General features: G+C 72.1%; 15 protein-coding genes and 1 pseudogene. 5 read left to right on the top strand and 11 right to left on the bottom strand.

All coding sequences use genetic code 11. The features are described from left to right. Position 1: 1 nt before the first annotated feature. Genes V5O40_RS18435 through V5O40_RS18450 form a run of 4 tightly spaced genes read right to left on the bottom strand, consistent with a single transcriptional unit; the run spans position 2 to position 4,513 of the window. Entirely contained in the window at positions 2–625 is a 624-nt protein-coding gene (locus V5O40_RS18435) for a GTP-binding protein (RefSeq protein ID WP_093403661.1), read from the bottom strand. Further along, on the bottom strand, positions 606–968 hold the full coding sequence (locus tag V5O40_RS18440; RefSeq protein ID WP_269738286.1) for a DUF742 domain-containing protein: 363 nt from the start codon (positions 966–968) through the stop codon (positions 606–608). The genes V5O40_RS18435 and V5O40_RS18440 overlap by 20 nt, the downstream gene beginning before the upstream one ends. A gap of 42 nt (positions 969–1,010) precedes the next feature. Next, entirely contained in the window at positions 1,011–1,418 is a 408-nt protein-coding gene (locus V5O40_RS18445) for a roadblock/LC7 domain-containing protein (RefSeq protein WP_093403659.1), read from the bottom strand. After that, complete coding sequence (locus V5O40_RS18450; RefSeq protein ID WP_332906607.1) at positions 1,415–4,513, bottom strand: sensor histidine kinase; 3,099 nt, start codon at positions 4,511–4,513, stop codon at positions 1,415–1,417. Before V5O40_RS18450 ends, V5O40_RS18445 begins: the two co-directional genes overlap by 4 nt. A gap of 444 nt (positions 4,514–4,957) precedes the next feature. Here V5O40_RS18450 and V5O40_RS18455 point away from each other — a divergent pair, with 444 nt between their 5' ends. Further along, positions 4,958–6,139 (top strand): ABC transporter substrate-binding protein, encoded by a 1,182-nt coding sequence (locus tag V5O40_RS18455; protein WP_332906608.1) that lies wholly within the window; start codon positions 4,958–4,960, stop codon positions 6,137–6,139. A 21-nt stretch (positions 6,140–6,160) separates the two neighbouring features. Here the strand turns inward: V5O40_RS18455 and V5O40_RS18460 are convergent, their stop codons facing one another. Together V5O40_RS18460 and V5O40_RS18465 are read right to left on the bottom strand one after the other, a co-directional pair. Then, positions 6,161–7,021, bottom strand: a complete 861-nt coding sequence (locus V5O40_RS18460; RefSeq protein ID WP_332906609.1) for an ABC transporter permease — start codon at positions 7,019–7,021, stop codon at positions 6,161–6,163. 98 nt (positions 7,022–7,119) lie between these two features. Further along, positions 7,120–8,145 (bottom strand): ABC transporter substrate-binding protein, encoded by a 1,026-nt coding sequence (locus tag V5O40_RS18465; protein WP_332906610.1) that lies wholly within the window; start codon positions 8,143–8,145, stop codon positions 7,120–7,122. 268 nt (positions 8,146–8,413) lie between these two features. Between V5O40_RS18465 and V5O40_RS18470 the strand changes: the two genes are divergently transcribed. From V5O40_RS18470 to V5O40_RS18485, 4 genes are all read left to right on the top strand, one after another. Further along, positions 8,414–9,202 (top strand): ABC transporter ATP-binding protein, encoded by a 789-nt coding sequence (locus tag V5O40_RS18470; protein ID WP_269738291.1) that lies wholly within the window; start codon positions 8,414–8,416, stop codon positions 9,200–9,202. Positions 9,203–9,284: 82 nt separating this feature from the next. Then, a complete protein-coding gene (locus tag V5O40_RS18475) occupies positions 9,285–10,235 on the top strand; it encodes an LLM class F420-dependent oxidoreductase (protein WP_332906617.1) in 951 nt (316 codons plus the stop codon). Next, positions 10,232–10,561, top strand: coding sequence for a cupin domain-containing protein (locus V5O40_RS18480; protein WP_332906611.1), 330 nt, complete (start codon positions 10,232–10,234; stop codon positions 10,559–10,561). Before V5O40_RS18475 ends, V5O40_RS18480 begins: the two co-directional genes overlap by 4 nt. Before the next feature lie 78 nt (positions 10,562–10,639). Continuing rightward, the gene (locus V5O40_RS18485) at positions 10,640–12,943 is read left to right on the top strand and encodes a hypothetical protein (RefSeq protein WP_332906612.1); all 2,304 of its coding nucleotides are present in this window, start codon (positions 10,640–10,642) and stop codon (positions 12,941–12,943) included. A 144-nt stretch (positions 12,944–13,087) separates the two neighbouring features. Here the strand turns inward: V5O40_RS18485 and thiC are convergent, their stop codons facing one another. From thiC to thiS, 5 genes and pseudogenes are all read right to left on the bottom strand, one after another. Then, a complete protein-coding gene (gene thiC, locus V5O40_RS18490) occupies positions 13,088–14,680 on the bottom strand; it encodes a phosphomethylpyrimidine synthase ThiC (RefSeq protein ID WP_332906613.1) in 1,593 nt (530 codons plus the stop codon). Positions 14,681–14,694: 14 nt separating this feature from the next. Beyond that, positions 14,695–15,483, bottom strand: a complete 789-nt coding sequence (gene thiD / locus V5O40_RS18495) for a bifunctional hydroxymethylpyrimidine kinase/phosphomethylpyrimidine kinase (RefSeq protein WP_332906614.1) — start codon at positions 15,481–15,483, stop codon at positions 14,695–14,697. 260 nt (positions 15,484–15,743) lie between these two features. Beyond that, positions 15,744–16,433, bottom strand: a pseudogene (locus tag V5O40_RS18500) (thiamine phosphate synthase); the annotation flags it as partial. A gap of 65 nt (positions 16,434–16,498) precedes the next feature. Beyond that, the gene (locus V5O40_RS18505; RefSeq protein WP_332906615.1) at positions 16,499–17,281 is read right to left on the bottom strand and encodes a thiazole synthase; all 783 of its coding nucleotides are present in this window, start codon (positions 17,279–17,281) and stop codon (positions 16,499–16,501) included. Positions 17,282–17,286: 5 nt separating this feature from the next. Beyond that, positions 17,287–17,401: sulfur carrier protein ThiS (thiS, locus tag V5O40_RS18510; RefSeq protein ID WP_332906618.1), on the bottom strand; the 115-nt coding region annotated here is incomplete at its 5' end.

Genomic DNA, 17,401 nt, shown 5'->3' on the forward strand with positions numbered 1-17,401 from the left:
CCTATCCGACCGGGGTCGGGAAGCCGCGGTCGTGCTCGGCCTGCAGCCGCGCCATGGCGTGCTCGACGACGGTCACCAGGACCCGCTTGACCGAATCACGCTGCCGGGCGTCGGTCATCACCAACGGCACGTCCGGCGAGATGGCCAACGCCTCGCGCACCTCGTCCAACTCGTACTGAGGTGCGCCGTCGAACCGGTTGAGCGCGACCACGTACGGCAGGTTGCGGTTCTCGAAGTAGTCGAGCGGGGCGAACGCGTCGGTGATCCGGCGGGTGTCCACCAGCACCGCGGCGCCCACCGCACCTCGGATGATCTCGTCCCACATGAACCAGAACCGGGTCTGCCCAGGCGTGCCGAAGAGGTACAGGATCAGATCCTGCGCCATGGTGATCCGGCCGAAGTCCATGGCGACCGTGGTGGTCTCCTTGCCCGGCACCTTGGACGGGTCGTCGATGCCGACGCCGGCCGAGGTCATCACCGCTTCGGTGGTCAGCGGTGTGATCTCGGAGATCGCACCGACCAGCGTGGTCTTGCCGACACCGAAGCCACCCGCGACGACGATCTTCGCGGAGATGATTCCCCGGCTCTGGCGGGCCCCGGCGGGGTCATAGCTCGCGAAGTCCACTCAGCACCCTTCCCAGCATTTCCATCCGCTCCTCGAAACCTGTGGCGGGAGCGGCCGTCTGTAGCGTCAGCAGGCCCTCGGCCACCATGTCGGCGACCAGCACCCGGGCGACACCCAGCGGTAGCCGGGTGTAGGCGGCGATCTCCGCCAGCGACTCGGGCCGGCCCTCGCAGACCGTGGCGATGCGATGCTTGTCGTGCCCGGCGAACCGTGATTCGGCGATCTGTGTGGGGCTGGCCACGAGCACCGCCTCCAGGGCGATGTCCTGCAACGGCTCGGTCCTGCCCCGGGTGACCGCGTACGGCCGCACCAGCGCACCCCGTGGGTCACGCTGCCGATCCATCCGCGATCACCTCCTCCGCCTTCCGCCGGTCCGGCGCACCCGTTACGACCGCACCGCGTCCCGGGGCAGCGGCACCAACGCCGCACCGACCCGTTCCACGAGCAGTGCCATCTCGTAGCCCACCTGGCCGACGTCGCAGCTACGCGCCGCGAGCACCGCCATCGACGACCCGTCACTGATGGACATCAGGAACAGGTAGCCACTGTCCATCTCGATAACTGTCTGCAGGACCCCGCCGGCGCTGAACATCCGGGCGGCACCCTCGGTCAGGCTCACCACGCCGGAGGTGATCGCGGCGAGCTGATCCGCCCGATCCGCCGGCAGGTCCCGGGAGGAGGCGAGCAACAGCCCGTCCGCGGACACCGCCACGACGTGGGCGATGCCGGCCACGCTGTCGGCGAAGTTGCTGAGCAGCCAACCCATGTCCTGTATGGCCGCTGGCCTGTTCATCGGCTCGTCTCCTTGATCGAGGTGCTGTTCTGACTCGCTCCAGCCGTCCGACCACGCTGGACACCACGGTGGTACGCCGACAGCAGACCGCGTACCTCGTCGGGGGTCCGGCGGCCGTGCTCACGCCCGCGCGGCTCGATGCCGCCGGGCACGAGCTGTGCCTGGGGCACCCGCTTGGGTAGCCCCGACCGGGTCGTGCCGGCGGGGGTGGGCTCGGCCGCCCGGCTGGCCCGTGACCAGCCCTCGTCGGCCGCCGTCCGCCAGGCGTCGTCCTCCGGCTGATCGGTTTCGGGCTGCCGGCTGGACGGCGGTGGCGCGGACGGCGGTGGTGGCGCGGGCGGGGTCGGCGGCGCGCTCGGCGCCGGACCAGCCGTGCTGGCGGACGAGGAAGTGTACGACGGTGGCGGCGGCGCGGGTGTCGCGGCGGCGGCCGCACCCGGCGTGCGGGTGGGCAACGGGCTTCGTCCCCTGGTCGGCTCGACAGCCGGCGCCGGTGGGCTGGCGACCGCCTGCGGGGCGGGTTCGTCGAACTGCGGCCGGCTGAAGATCGTGGTGACGTCGTTGCCGTGCGACCGGAACCAGACCGCCTCCATCTCCCGGAAGATCGGCGAATCGGAGGACTGCTCGGGTGGCACGGTGATCGGGCGCGTCGGGGGTGGTGCGGTCGCGGCCAGGCTGGCACCGAGCCCACGGAAGCCGGAGCCGTCGCCATCGCCGCCACCGGCGTGCTGACCGGGGGCCGGAGCGAATCCCGCCGACGCGGTGCCGCCCGCACCCGCGACCGGTCCCACCGGTAGGCCGGGATCGGCGTGCTGGCCGTGGTTGCCGGCGCCGCGGTGCGACAGCGGGTCGAGGGTGGGCTGCGCGACCGTCGGCGAACCCGCGTTGAACCCGTTGAAGGCCGGCGGCGGCGTACGGGTCGGCGGCGGGTCGGCGGGGACCGACTCCGCCCCCGGCCAGGGCGTGCCGGTGCCCGTGCCGTTGTGCCACCGGTCGACCAGGGTCGCGGTGGTGCTGCGGCCGGTGCCGCCGGCCGGATCGCCGCGACCGACCGACGCGAGCGGGTTCTGCTCGACCGCGAGCGGCTGCCGGGGTCGGGTGATCGCCTGGTCGCGACCGCGCAGGCTGGGCAGCACCACGGTGGCGGCGGGCAGGGTGACCTGTGCGACAGTGCCACCCTCGACGTTGCGACGCAGCTCGACCCGGATGCCGTAGCGGGCCGCGAGCCGGCTCACCACCGCCAGACCCATCAGGCGGAACGCCGCGACGTCGACCGCGGAGGGCGCGGCGAGCCGGCGGTTGAGCGAGTCCAACTGCTCGTCGGAGAGGCCGAGACCACGGTCCTCGATCTGGATGAGCACGTAGTCCCGAATGCGCCGTCCGTCGGCCACCACGGTGGTGTTGGGGGGCGAGAAGCGGGTGGCGTTGTCGAGCAGCTCGGCCACCAGCCGCACCACGTCGTTCACCGCGTGGGCCGCCACGGACACGTCGGTGTCGACGGTGCCGAACTCGATCCGGTTGTAGAGCTCCACCTCGGACTGCGCGGCCCGCAGCACGTCCACGAGCAGGGCGTCGTCGCGGCGCGGCACGGCCGAGTCGGCCCCGGCCAGCACGAGCAGGTTCTCGTCGTTGCGGCGCATCCGGGTGGCGAGGTGGTCGAGTTCGAAGAGCTGCGCGAGCCGCTTCGGGTCCTCCTCACCGCGCTCGATCGCGTCCAGCTCGCCGATCATGCGGTCGACCAGCGTCTGACTGCGTCGGGCCAGGTTGAGGAACATCGCCGAGACACTCGTCCGCAGGGCCGCCTGTTCGGCCGCGACCCGGACCGCCTCCCGGTGCACGACGTTGAAGGCCAGGGCGACCTGCCCCACCTCGTCGCGGTTGCTGAGCTGGATCGGGTCGCGTACCTCGCGAACGATCTCGTCGACGCTGCCGTCGCTGACGTTGCCCATCCCCTGCAGCCGACGCACCGCCTCCGGCAGGTCGTGGTTGGCCACCGAGAGCGCGCCCTCCCGCAGCCGGCGCAGGGAGTGGTTCAGCGAGCGGGCCAGCACCACGGCCAGGGTCACCGCGATGATCAGCGTGAGCAGCACCAGCGTGGTCTCGACGACGGCCTGCCGGATGACGTCCGAGCGGGCCTGCTCGGCCTGGGCCAGCAGGCGGTTCTCCAGCTCGATCTCGGCCCACCGCATCAGCTCGTTCACCGCGCCGATCGCCGCCGTGGCCTCCTGCGCGGTGAACGGCGCACGCTGGTTGACCGACCGACTGAGGTCGGTGGCGATCCGGTCGGCCAGCACCACCGCGTCACCGGAGACGGTGCTCTCGACCAGGGCCCGCTGCACCGGGTCGGCGGCGAGCGAGAAGGCCACCAGTGCCTCCTGCTGCCCGGTGAGAGTGGCCACGAAGGCGGAGAACTGCTCGTTGTCCAGGCGGCCGGCGCTGAGTGCCGTGAAGGCGACCGCTTCCTCCTCGGCGACGGCCGCCTTCGCCCGGGCGAAGGCGGCGACCGCCCGCCGGGTGTCACCGACCTCCTCGCCGCCGGGCAACTGGGCCAGCCCGTCGCCGTAGGCGACCAGGTCGTCGAGGACCACGCCGTAGCGCAGCACCGCCTCGGCGACCTCCATCTGCTGGCGGGCGAGCACCTCCTGCCGGGTGCCGTCGAGGGTGTCCAGGTGCGCGTCGATGGCCGTGAGCCGGTCGCGGATCGCCGCCGGGGCGTCACCCACCCGGGCCCGCTCCGCGCGGTACTCGTCGATCCGCTGCTGGGTCTCGCGGACCCGCAGGTTGTACGCGTCGGCCCGCTGTTGCGGTGCGGCGAGGAAGGCCGCCGCCGCCATCCGTTCGGCGTGCAGGTCGTTCGCCAGCGCGGAGACGTCGATGGACAGCGCCGTGAGGGCGCGGGACTGACTCGCGTCGTAGGCGCCTTCGCCGACGGAGACCAGTCGGACCGTGGCCAGTGCGATGACCGCCGCCACCGGAACCACCAGGATCAGCGCCAGCTTGGACCGGATCCGGGCGTCGCGCAGCCGGGGCAGCCGACCGCCGCTCCGCTGCGCGGCGTCGCCACTGGCGGGCAGGGTCGTCGGTCCGGTGCTCACGACATCGCCTCCGTCGTTTTCTTCCCGCCAGAACCGCCGACCCGGGCGCCGAGCGACGGCCGGCGCCACGCGCGGCACGGCCGCGATTTCATCAGACGAGATCGTGTTTGGGAAGCCGCAGGAGGGCAGGAAACGGTCGGACGGCACGCAACCCGTGATCCGGTCAACTAATACCTACATTTCCACAGCACCCTGAACAGGGCATGTAACTCCAGAGTGGCCACCCGTGTCGCCACAGTGAGCATTTGAAAACATTTGGTTACACCAACATGTGGGATCGGTGTCCCGAAACGCCTTCGCTGACCCGCTTGACCGCAGCGCCCGGCATTGGCAAGGTTTTGCAGGCTTCGCGCACACGGTACGGCAGAGCCGTCTCATTATCCACAGAGGACGGATGAGCCGCCGGTGACCGGGCCCCGCCCGTGCCGCATCAGGAGGACCCAGTTGACCCCGTTCCGCTCCGCCACCGCCACGGCGCTCGTGTCGACCCTGCTCGCCACCACCCTCGTCGGCTGCCAGTTCGGCGGGGAGGAGCAGGACACGAGCCCGATCGTGATCGCCGCCGACCTGGAACTCTCCGGTGCCTCGGCCGGGGTCGGCGAGGCGTACCGGCAGGCCCTGGAACTGAAGCGCGATCAGTTGAACGCCTCAGGCGCGCTCAACGGCCGTACGGTCGAACTATTGTTCAAGGACAACCGCTCTGACGCCAGTGAGTCACTGCGCAACATCGTCGACTTCAGCAACGACAAACGGGTCACCGCCATCATCATGGGCGGCTGCAACGAATGCGCCCTCGGTGCCGTGCGTACGGTCAATGAGAACAAGATCCCGACCGTGGCGCTCGCGCCGGCCGGTGCCGTGGCGAACCCGGTCGCGGAACGCCGCTACATGTTCAAACTGGCCCCGAACGCCGACGACAACGCCGCGGCCCTCACCGTCGAACTGCGCCGCCGCAACATCGCCACGGTCGGCCTCCTGCGCAGCGACGACGCCTACGGCCAGGAGGGTGCCGCCGCGCTGCGCCGCGAGTTCGACAAGGTCGACATCCGGGTGCTGGCCGAGGCGTCCGTCCGCGGCACCGACACGGAACTGGACGGGCAGGCCGGCCGGCTGACCGGCGCCGATCCCGACGCCCTGGTCATCTGGACCCCGCCGGAGCAGGCGATGCTCGCCGCCGGCGCGGTCGAGCGGGCCAACTACACCGGCGCCCTGTTCCTCGACGCCTCGGCCGCCGGCGACCTCTTCCTCGGCGAGGCCGCCCGGTCGGCCGAACGGGCCACCCTGGTCTTCACCCAGACGATGGTGATCGACGACGTGATCGCCACCACCCCCGCGAAGGCCGCCCGCCGTCAGTGGTTCCAGGACTACACCGCCCGGTACGGCGGCTACCACGGCTCCGCCTCGTTCGCCGCGGACGCGATCCAGCTCATCGCGGACGCGGAGCTGCGGGCCGGCGGGCCCGTCGGTGAGGTCGACCGGAACCGCGTCCGCGACGTGCTGGAGACGTCCCAGCTGGACGGCCTGTCCGGTCCGATCCGGATGACGCCGGACAACCACTCCGGGCTGATGCCGCAGGCGCTGACGACCCTGATCGCCCGCAACGGCCGGTGGCGGCTGGCCGGCTGATCTCTTGGGTGGCTGGTGCGGTCAGCGGCTGGAGGTGGTCTCCCGCAGCCAGGGCAGGCTGCGCCGCTCGATGAGCACCAGCGCGGCGTAGAGCACGATGCTGACCAGGGCGACCAGGATGATCGCGGCCCACGCGGTGGCGGTGTCGCCGATGCCGGCGTACTGCTGGATGACGTAACCGAGACCACCCTCACCGGCCTGGAACTCACCGATCACGGCACCGATCGCGGCGAGCGGCATGGCGACCTTGAGGCCCACGAAGATCTGCGGGAGCGCGGCGGGAAAGCGGACCTTGCGGAACGCCTGCCAACGGGAGGCGTTCCAGGACCGCACCAGTTCGGCGAGTTCGGCCGGAGTGGTGGTCAGCCCGGTGGCGGTGGACAGCACGATCGGGAAGAAGCAGAGCAGGAAGACCATGGTGAGGATCGGCTTCTGACCCCAGCCGAGCGCCACCACCAGCAGTGGCCCCAGGGTGATCTTCGGCACGGCGTTGACCGCGACCAGCAGCGGGGTGAACATCCGCTCGACCGTCCGGGAGGCCGCCAGCGCCAGGCCGATCAGCACCCCGGCCACCGCGGAGAGGGCGAAGCCGAGCAGGATCTCGCCAGTGGTGGCGACGGTGTGCTCCAGCAGTCGGGCCGGCCGAGCGGAGAACGCCGTGAGCACGTCACCGGGCGGCGGCAGGGCGGCCGGGTGGATCAGCTCCAGCCGGGCCACCAGCCACCAGCCACCGAGTGCGACCAGCAGCCCGGCCGCCGGTAGCAGCGCGGCCGCGGTGCCCGAGCGCAGGTCTCCCGCTCGCCACCGTCGGCCACCCGGTGCGGCCGGCGACTGCTCGGGTGCGAGCGTCGCCTCCGGCTGCCGTGGACGGACGTCGGTCATCGGATCCTCCTGCGTGCGGCGCATCGTCATGAGCGGGGAGCGGAGTACGCCGCACCGACGAACGCGGCGCGGCGTACTCCGTGCGGTACCGGGCGGCCTCAGGCCTTCGGTGCCAGGTTGAAGTCGATGATCTGGTCAGGGGTGAGGTCCGACTTGAGGGCGCCGGCGCCACGCAGGATCGCGATGCTCTTCGCGACCCGGCCGCTGTCCAGCGTGCCCAGTGCGGTGCCGGAGTTGCTGGAACGGACGTAGCCGGCCATCAACTGCAGCTCGGCAGCCGCCGCGGCGAGCACGACCGCCTCGGCGTTCTTGGCCAGGATCTCGGCCGCCTCCTGCGGGTTCGCCAGGGCGTACTCCAGGCCCTTGAGCAGCGCCTCGGTGAACCGCTTGACCTGCTCGGGCTTCTCGGTGGCGTACTGCTTGGAGGTGATCAGCACGTTGCCGTAGAGGTCCTGCATCACGTTGCTGTACGGCAGCAGGACGGCCTTCTTCTTGGTCACCGCCTCGATGGTGGGCTGACCGACCACGAACTGCCCGATGCCGTCGACCGAACCGGAGGCCAGCGTGCCCATCAGGGTCTGCGCCTCGCCGTTGACCCACTTCACCTTGGTGTAGTCGATGCCGGCCATCCGGGCGTAGGTCGGGAACAGGTTGCGGACCACCGAGCCGGGGGTGTCGGCGAGAGTCTTGCCCTCCAGGTCCTTCGGGGTGGTGATGCCCGTGCCCTCCACGGTGGCGATGGCCGCCATGGTGCGCTGCTGGATCGCGGCCACCGCGACGAAGTCCTTGGCGTCACCGTTGCCGAGCTGGAGCAGTCCACCGGTCAGGTCGATCGGGCCGAAGTGCGCCTGACCGCCGACGACCGTCTGGATCACGGAGCCGGTGCCCTGCCCCGGCTTGATCTCGACGTCGAAGCCGGCCTCCTTGAAGTAGCCCTTCTCCTTGGCCACCCAGGCGTACGCGTCGCGCCCGAAGTTGCCGAACGAGGTGAGGTACGTCACCTGCTCCAGGGACGAGCCGACGTCGTTGCCGTCCGCGTCGTCCGAGCCGCTGCTGCACGCGGAGACCAGGGCGAGCGCGGTGGCCATCGTGGCCGCGGCGACCGTACGGGTCAGCCTTCTCATCAGTGCACCTTGTCCTTTCCAACCGGGGCGTCGGGGCCGCCGGAAGGGAGTTGTCGGGGCGGCACCGGCAGCCGGATGGAAGCCGACACCGCGTATCGAGGGGGACTCTCGCGGGCACAGCGTACGAGAACCCCACCTTTGCGACGCCAGGCGTACCGGGTTGCGGAACGGATACAAAGTGATGTCCACCCCGGACGGTGCGATACGGAACGCAGGCCGATAGCCTTTGCCCGTTCCTGACTTTCCACTCAGGGGAGGCCCGTCGGCGATGATCCGACTCTCCGAGGTGTCGCGCACCTTCGACGGCCGCGCCGGTCGGGTCGAGGCGTTGCGCGGCATCGACCTCGACGTCGCCGAGGGTGAGTTCGTCGCGGTACTCGGCCGCTCCGGGTGCGGCAAGTCCACGCTGCTGCGGCTGATCTCGGGCCTGATCCCGGTCACCTCCGGCGAGGTCACCGTCGCCGGTAAACCGGTCACCGGGCCGCGCCGGGACATCGCCATGCTGTTCCAGCGGCCGGCCCTGCTGCCGTGGCGCAGCGTGTTGGACAACGTCCTGCTGCCGGTGGAGATCTTCGGCTGGAAGCGGGCCGCCCACCGGGACCGGGCGCGGGACCTGCTCGAGGTGGCCGGGTTGTCCGGCTTCGAGAAGCGACTTCCGCACGAGCTGTCCGGTGGCATGCAGCAACGGGTCGCGCTGTGCCGGTCGCTGATCGGCGACCCCCGGGTGATGCTGATGGACGAACCCTTCTCCGCGCTCGACGCGCTCACCCGTGAGGAACTCGCCGGCGAACTCCAGCGGGTGCACATGCGCAACGGCGCGACCGTCGTCTTCGTCACCCACTCCATCGACGAGGCGGTGCTGCTCGCCGACCGGGTGGTGGTGCTGAGCCCACGCCCCGGCCGGGTCCGCAAGGTCGTCGAGGTGACCATTCCGCGCCCGCGCACCCTGGGCCGCAACGCCCATCTGGCCGACGTCGCCCGGGTCAGTGCCGACCTGCACGAACTGCTGATGGAACGCGAACAGCCGGCGGGAGCCGGTACGGAGGTGGCGCGATGAGCGAGCGCAGCGAGCGAATCATTCGGCGCAGTGCCGTGGTGCCTCGTCGCGGCGCCGAGCGGAGCGAGGTGGCGCGATGAGCATGCGGGTGGCTGTCTTCACGGAACCGCACCGCGGCGCCACCTACGACGACCAGCTCCGCTTCGCCCGGCTCGCCGAGCAGGGCGGCTTCGACGCCTTCCTCCGCGCCGACCATTACCAGGCCATGGGCGACGAACCGGCCCTACCCGGTCCGACCGACGCCTGGCTGACCCTGGCGGCGCTCGCCCGGGAAACCAGCCGAATCCGGCTGGGCACCCTGGTCACCTCGGCGACGTTCCGGTTGCCCGGTCCACTCGCGGTGATGGTGGCTCAGGTCGACCAGATGAGCGGCGGTCGGGTCGAGCTGGGCATCGGTGCCGGCTGGTACGCCCGGGAGCACATCTCGTACGGCATCCCGTTCCCCGGCACCAGCGAACGCTTCGACCGGCTCGCCGAACAGCTCGAAGTGATCACCGGGCTGTGGCGCACCCCGTCCGGCGGGACGTTCAGCTACGTCGGGGACCACTACCGGCTCACCGATTCGCCGGCCCTGCCCAAGCCGGTGCAGAGCCCGGGCCCTCCGGTGATCGTCGGGGGGCGCGGTCCCAAGCGCACCCCGGAGCTCGCCGCCCGCTACGCCGACGAGTTCAACGTCCCCTTCACCAGCGTCGAGCAGGCCCGTGAGGCGTACGAGCGGGTTCAGGAGGCGAGTGAGCGGGTCGACCGCGCCGGCAGCGGGCGCCGGCCGCTGACGCTCTCCGCCGGCATCGTGGTGGCGATCGGGCGTACCGACAGCGAGGCCCGCCGCCGAGCGGCGCCACTGCACGTCAAGAGCGCCCTGCCGCCGGAGGATCCGGTGGTCGGCTCACCGCAGCAACTGGTCGACCGGATCGGCGAGTTCGCCGCGATCGGCACCACCCGGGTGCATCTACGCCTGATCGACCTCACCGACCTGGACCACCTGGAGCTGATCGCCGCCGAGGTGCTCCCCCACGTGGACGGAACCCGATGACCGAGCCGACACCCGACGTTCCCACGCCCGACTCCGGAGCCGTACTCGGCCCGGTGGGCCAGGAGATCGTCTTCGAGAACGACCGGGTACGGGTCTGGCACATCCGGCTGGAGCCCGGCGAGCGCCAGCCGCTGCACCGGCACGACCTCCCCTATCTGGTGGTGGCCGTCCAGGGCGCGAAGAACGTCGTGCAGACAATCGACGGTGTCAAGATCGACGCCGACGAGCCGACCGGCGGGGTGGTCTATCGCGATCCGGGGGCGGTGCACATGCTCACCAACGTCGGCGACACGACATACCTGGCCCGGCTGGTCGAGCTCAAGTAGACCCGCCGCGAGCAGGTCGTACGTCCGTACACGGCGCGCCGGTGGCGATCGGTGGCGACGGACCGTAACGTGCCGGTCATGGCCCATCGGACATCGAGCCGACTACTGTTCACCGCGTTCGGCGTGAGCCTGCTCGCCGGCGCCGGTCAGCTCGGCCTCGCCTTCGGCTTCGGCATCGTCCGGCTCACCGGAAGCTTCACCGGCGCGAGCATCAACCAGTGGCCGGCCCAGCTCGTCTGGGCCGGCTGGTTCGCCACGAACGCCGCCGTGATCGGCGCCGTGCTCACCGAGCGGCTGGCCCGTCATGGTGGGCAGCTCACCGGCACCCCCCGGCAACTGGCCGTCGCGGGCAGCGCCGCCCTGGGTGCCACCGTCGTGGCGCCGCTGTGCATGCAGCCGGCCCGCAACGCGGAACTCGTCTCGGTCGACCCGGTATGGGCCGTGGCCATCTGCGCCGGACTCGGCGCGGTGGTCGGCGCCGGTGCCGCGCTGGCCGTCCTGGTCCGACCGCCGTTCGCCTGGAACATGGCAGCGGTGGCCGCGGCGGTCTGGTTCCTCGCGTTACTTTCCGTGATCCCGTCGTTGGGGGCGAGCGGACCGCTGACCCCGGTACGCCTCGGCGTGCTGGAGCCGGCCTGGCTCGCCGCTGGCACCGCGCAGCAACTGGCGCTGCTGATCCTTCCGCTGGTGACCCTGCTGGCCGGCGCGGTGACCGCGACGGTGGCCCGGTGGCGTGGCCATCCCCCACTGGTCAGCGGGCCCAGTGGGGTCGCCGGACCGGTGCTGGTGGCCTTCGCCTACCTGGCCGCCGGGCCGGGTGACACGAGCGACCGGTACCAGTTGACCCCCTACTACGCCGCGCTGATCGCGGTGGTGGTCGGCGCGCTCGGCTCGGCCGCGGCAGCCCTGCTGCCCTGGCCGGCCACCGGCCGGCTCGCCCACCGGGCCGCCGCACCCACCGGTGGGACCGCCATCGAACCGACCGCCATCCTGCAACCGTTGCCGGCGACCCCCGCGCCGCCCAGGTCGGCCGGCGCACCGGCCGACCCGGCGGCCGGCCCGGCGGCCGGCCCGGTCGTGGTGGTCGACGGCGGCACCGAGGCCGACCGGCCCACCGGTGGAACCCGCTCCGACGGCGCCCCCCGGGGTGTCGTCACGTCGGACGGGTCACCGCCGCACTGGCACTGGCCGCTCGCGCACACCGAGCCGTCGGCCGTCACCACCCCGACCGCAGCCGGTGCGGTGGGACGCCGCCCGGCCGCCGGCACCGCACCGACGACAGTCGCGCCGACGACCGGCAACGGTGGGCAGCCGCCAGACGGCGGGCCCTCCGCCGGAAGCGCACCCGGCGACCACCGCACCGACCGCACCGGCCCCGCTGATGCCGGTGTCGCGCGTGCCGGTGACGCCGCAAGCCGAACCGACGCCACCGAGCGAGCAGGCGACGCCGCGCGGCGAATTGAAGCCGGCAAGCCGGCACAGGGCCGCAAGCCGGCACAGAGCGGCAAGCCGGCACAGAGCCGCAAGCCGGCACAGAGCGACGAGCCAGCACAGAGCGACGAGCCAGCACAGAGCGGCGAGCCAGCACAGAGCGGCGAGCCAGCACAGAGCGGCGAGCCAGCGCGTGAGACCGCCGGGTCGGTGTTCGACGGGCAACCGGTGGCGGGAAGCGACGGGCAGCGCGGAGCATCGACAGAGCCGGCGCCGGTGGGCGACGGCAGCGACCTTCCCCAGGCGGCACCCGGCACGGTGGGGGCGGAGTCGCCGGTCGCTTCCAGCGGCAGAACCCCGACGCCCCGCACCCCCACACCCCGGGCACCGGCCCCGCCGGTGGAGCCGACGGCTGCGACGGCGCAGGCCGCGCCGATCGCCGAGCCAACGCCAACGCCAACGCCAACGCCAACGCCAACGCCAACGGATGATGCCGGCGATCGATCGGCGGCGGAGGTGCCGCCCGAGGCGCCGTCGCGATCACGGCAGCGGTTCGGGTCGCCCGACCTCATCGGGGCCACGGTCGGATCCGAGGCGTCGTCGACTCTGGGCAGCTCGGCGACGCTCCCCGACACCCCGGAGGTCTCCATCGAGCCGGCGGCCACCGCCCGTGACCTCACGGCCGCCTTCTCGAAGCCGCCCGCCGTCCGGGCCGAGGACGTCCAGCCGGACGGCGAAGCGGAGAAGGGCCGACGTGGACTGTTCCGACGCGGCAGGTCCCGGTCCGCGGAACATGCCGCGACCGGGCAGGACGAACCGCTGCCGGCTCAGGACGAGGAGTACGTCGACTGGGTAGCCGGGCTCAGCCGACCGCTCGACGACGACGAGGCGACCCCGCCGAAGGGTCCACGCCGCTCCCTGCGGTCGACGGGTCGGCACCACCGACGCTGAGAGCCGGCCGGTCACACCGTCCACAGCGTCCGGATTCACCGTCGACGACCCCCGAGGGACGGTTGACGTGTGGCGCCTCATGTCCGGGTGACATGGTCACGTCACTCGGACATGAGGCACTCAGGTCTCACCTGTCCCGACCGGTCAGGCCAGCGGCAGGTAGACCCGTCCGCCGGAGGCGACGAACTCGTCGGACTTGTCCTGCATGCCGCGGGCGGCGTACTCCTTCAGGTCCTGCGTGATCTTCATGGAGCAGAACTTCGGCCCGCACATCGAGCAGAAGTGCGCCGTCTTCGCCGGCTCGGCGGGCAGCGTCGCGTCGTGGTACGACCGCGCGGTCTCCGGGTCCAGTGAGAGGTTGAACTGGTCCTCCCAGCGGAACTCGAACCGCGCCTTCGACAGCGCGTCGTCCCAGGCCTGCGCCCCCGGGTGTCCCTTCGCGAGGTCGGCCGCGTGCGCCGCGATCTTGTACGCGATCACCCCGGCCTTCACGTCGTCCCGGTCGGGCAGTCCGAGGTGTTCCTTGGGCGTGACGTAACAGAGCATCGCGGTGCCGAACATGCCGATCATCGCGGCTCCGATGGCCGAGGTGATGTGGTCGTACGCGGGCGCGATGTCGGTGGTCAGCGGACCGAGCGTGTAGAACGGCGCCTGGTGGCACCACTCCTGCTGAAGGTCGACGTTCTCCTTGATCTTGTGCATCGGCACGTGCCCGGGCCCCTCGATCATCACCTGCACGTCGTACTCCCAGGCGACCTTCGTCAGCTCGCCGAGGGTACGCAGCTCCGCGAACTGTGCCTCGTCGTTGGCGTCCGCGATCGAGCCGGGCCGCAGACCGTCACCGAGAGAGAAGGTCACGTCGTAGCGGGCCAGGATCTCGCACAGCTCCCGGAAGTTGGTGTAGAGGAAGTTCTCCTCGTGATGCGCCAGGCACCAGGCCGCCATGATCGAACCGCCGCGCGACACGATGCCGGTCACCCGGTCCACCGCCAGCGGGACGTACGGCAGCAGCACCCCGGCGTGCACCGTCATGTAGTCCACGCCCTGCTCGGCCTGCTCGATCACGGTGTCCCGGAACACCTCCCAGCTCAGCTTCACCGGATCACCGCCGACCTTCTCCAGCGCCTGGTAGATCGGCACGGTGCCGATCGGCACCGGGGAGTTGCGCACGATCGCCTCGCGGGTCTCGTGGATCCGCTTGCCGGTGGACAGGTCCATCACCGTGTCCGCGCCCCACCGGGTGGCCCAGGTGAGCTTCTCCACCTCCTCGGCCACCGACGAGGTCACGGCCGAGGTGCCGATGTTCGCGTTGACCTTGACCAGGAACGCCTTGCCGATGATCGCCGGCTCGCATTCCGGGTGGTTGATGTTCAGCGGCAGCACGGCCCGGCCGGCGGCGATCTCGTCCCGGACGAACTCCGGTGCCATCCCCTCCCGGATCGCCACGAACTCCATCTCCGGCGTGACCACACCAGCGCGGGCGTACGCGAGCTGCGTGGGCCGTTTGCCGTCCGAGCCGGCCAGTGGGGTTCCGCCACCGCGTACCGGCGCCACGTCGGCCCGCTCGGCGATCCATGGTCCCCGCAACGGCGCCAGCCCGATCTCCGGGTCGGAGCCCGGTCCGGAGGTGTCGTAGAGCCGCACCGGGGGGTTGTCCCCGGTCAGCTCCACCTCCGCGAACGGCACCCGGATGTCCGGCCGTGATCCCTCGACGTACACCTTGCGACGTGTCTGCATGACAGCCTCCCTGTTCAGGCGGACCAGCCGAAGTGGTCCATCGGCCCACGGCCCGCGCCCAGCTCCCAGTCCCGCGCGCCGGTCAGCGCCCGGGTCACGTACTCCTTGGCGGCCTCGACCGCCGCCGGCACCGGATCGCCCAGCGCCAGCCGCACCGTCACGGCGGCCGAGAACGAGCACCCGGTGCCATGGGTGTGCCGGGTCGGCACGCGTGGGGCACGCAGCACCGTCGTCCCCTGCGGGCCGTGCAGCACGTCCACCGCCTCCGCACCGGCGTCCACGTCGCCGCCGGTGACGATCACCCATTCCGGTCCACCGGCAGCCAGGGCCCGCGCCGCCGCGGTCATCTCCGCCACGTCGGTCACCGCCGTCCCGGTCAGCGCGGCGGCCTCCGCGCTGTTCGGTGTGGCCACCCGGGCGTACGGCAGCAACCGCTCCACCGCCTCCACCACGCCGAGCCGGTGCCCGCTGGTGGCCACCAGCACCGGGTCGACGACCAGCTGCGGTAGCCGGCCGGCCGCCGCCGCGTCGGCGATCGCGGCCGCCACGGCCGGGGTGCCCAGCATCCCGGTCTTGACCGCCCGTACCGCGAAGTCCGACAGCACACTGTCGAGCTGGTCGGTGACCAGGTGCGGGGGCAGCGGCAGCACCGCGTCCACGCCCCGGGTGTTCTGCGCGGTGACCGCCGTCAGCACACTCGTGCCGTACGCGCCGAGCGCGGCGAAGACCTTCAGGTCGGCCTGGATGCCGGCGCCACCACCGGAATCGGAGCCGGCGACGGTCAGCACGGTGGTTGGGGTCACGGCAGTTCCTCTTGGTCTGGGGTTGTCGTGTGGTCGCGGTTGGGGGCTGCGGCCGACCGTGCCCACTCCGGGCGGTCAGGCTTGATCCCTGCGTGGGCACGGTCGGCCGCAGCCCCGTCGTGGTCACCTCCCGCCGGAACGTGCCGGGTTGGGGGGCTCGGGGTCGTCTGGGCCTGGTGAACGGGCTGCTCCTGATCCGTCGTGGGCGACCCCGCCCGGACGCGCCGGTCTGGAGCGTGCGGGGTGGTCGTGGCGTGGCAGGCGGCGGTGAGGGCGGCGGCGGTCTGTTGTGGGTCGTGGGCGCGCATGATGGCGCCGAGGACGGCCACGCCGCAGGCGCCGGCCTGGACGCAGGCGTGCACCTGGGCGGGGGTCTCGATGCCGCCGAGGGCCAGCACCGGCACGGGGCTCCGCCGGATCAGCTCGGCCAGCCCTGCGGGGCGCAGGGGTGGGCCGTAGCCGGGCTTGGTCCGGGTGGGAAAGACCGGCGAGAGGGTGACGTAGTCCTCTGTGGTGAGTCGACGCAGTTCCGCGACGTCGTGGCAGGAGCGGCCGACCAGGTCGGCGAGGGGCGGTGGGTACGGGCCGGCCGCCGACAGGTGCAGCGCGACCGTCGACCGGCTGGCTCCGGCAGCACCGGCCCGGATGCCGGGACGAGCATCGGTGATGTCGGCACCGGGCGCGTCGGCTGTGCCGCCGGGCGCACGGCGGTCGGGGTCGCCGTGGTCGGTCAGCGGGTCGGGGCCGGAGATGATCAGGGTTCCGCCCGCCTCGGTCAGGATCGACCGCAGCTCGGCGGCGAGGGCCAGGCGCTCGACGCGCGGCAGCTCCTTCTCCCGTAGCACCACCCACCGCACTCCCCCGGCCACGGCCGCCGCCACCACCTCCACCAGCGGCCTCCGCGCCACCCGCCGATCCGTCAGCAGCACGACCCCCGAGGGCATTTGGATCTTGGTACGAACCGGCCCTCGGAGGGGCGCCCCCGGGCCAAGATCCACGAGATCAGTCCGCGCGGTCACAGGTCGGGGCGGCCTTCGTCGGGAGTGGAGGGCAGAGCGTGGAAGCGGCGGGGGATGCGGCCGGCGGCGTGGGCGAGGTGGCCGGCGGCGATCGCGTACCGCATCGCGGTGGCCATCGCCACCGGGTCGACGGCCCGGGTCACCGCGCTGGCCAGCAGCACCGCGTCGCAGCCCAGCTCCATGGCCAGCGCCGCGTCGGAGGCGGTGCCGATGCCCGCGTCCAGGATCACCGGCACGGCGACGTCCTGCCGGATGAGCCGGATGTGGTGCGGATTGTTGATCCCCAGGCCGGAGCCGATCGGCGCACCGGCCGGCATCACCGCCGCGCAGCCGACGTCGGCCAACCGCCGCGCCAACACCGGGTCGTCGGAGGTGTACGGCAGCACGGTGAACCCGTCGTCGACCAGTTCCTCGGCGGCGCGCAGCAGCTCCACCCCGTCGGGCAGCAGCGTCCGCTCGTCGCCGATCACCTCCAGCTTGACCCAGTCGGTCTCGAACGCGTCCCGGGCCAGCCGGGCCACCTTCACCGCCTCGCCCGCCGTGTAGCAGCCGGCGGTGTTCGGCAGCAGCCGTACGCCGCACCGGTCGAGCAGGTCCAGCAGACCTCCGGAACCGCCGGGCACCGTCTCCACCCGGCGCAACGCCAGGGTGACCAGCTCGGTGCCGGACGCCCGGATCGCCTGCTCCAGCACGTGCAGGTTGGCCGCCCCGCCGGTACCGAGGATCAGTCGGGAGGTGAACCGCACCCCGCCCAGCTCGAAGCCGGTCGACTCGTCCATCCGGTTCACCCGCCCTGGGCGGCGCTGAGCACCTCGACCCGGTCACCGCCGCGCAGCACCGTCGCCGGCCAGCCGGTACGCGGCACCACCTCGCCGTTGACCGCCACCGCCACGCCGCGC

This window comes from Micromonospora palythoicola (assembly GCF_036689795.1).
Classification (GTDB): domain Bacteria; phylum Actinomycetota; class Actinomycetes; order Mycobacteriales; family Micromonosporaceae; genus Micromonospora; species Micromonospora palythoicola.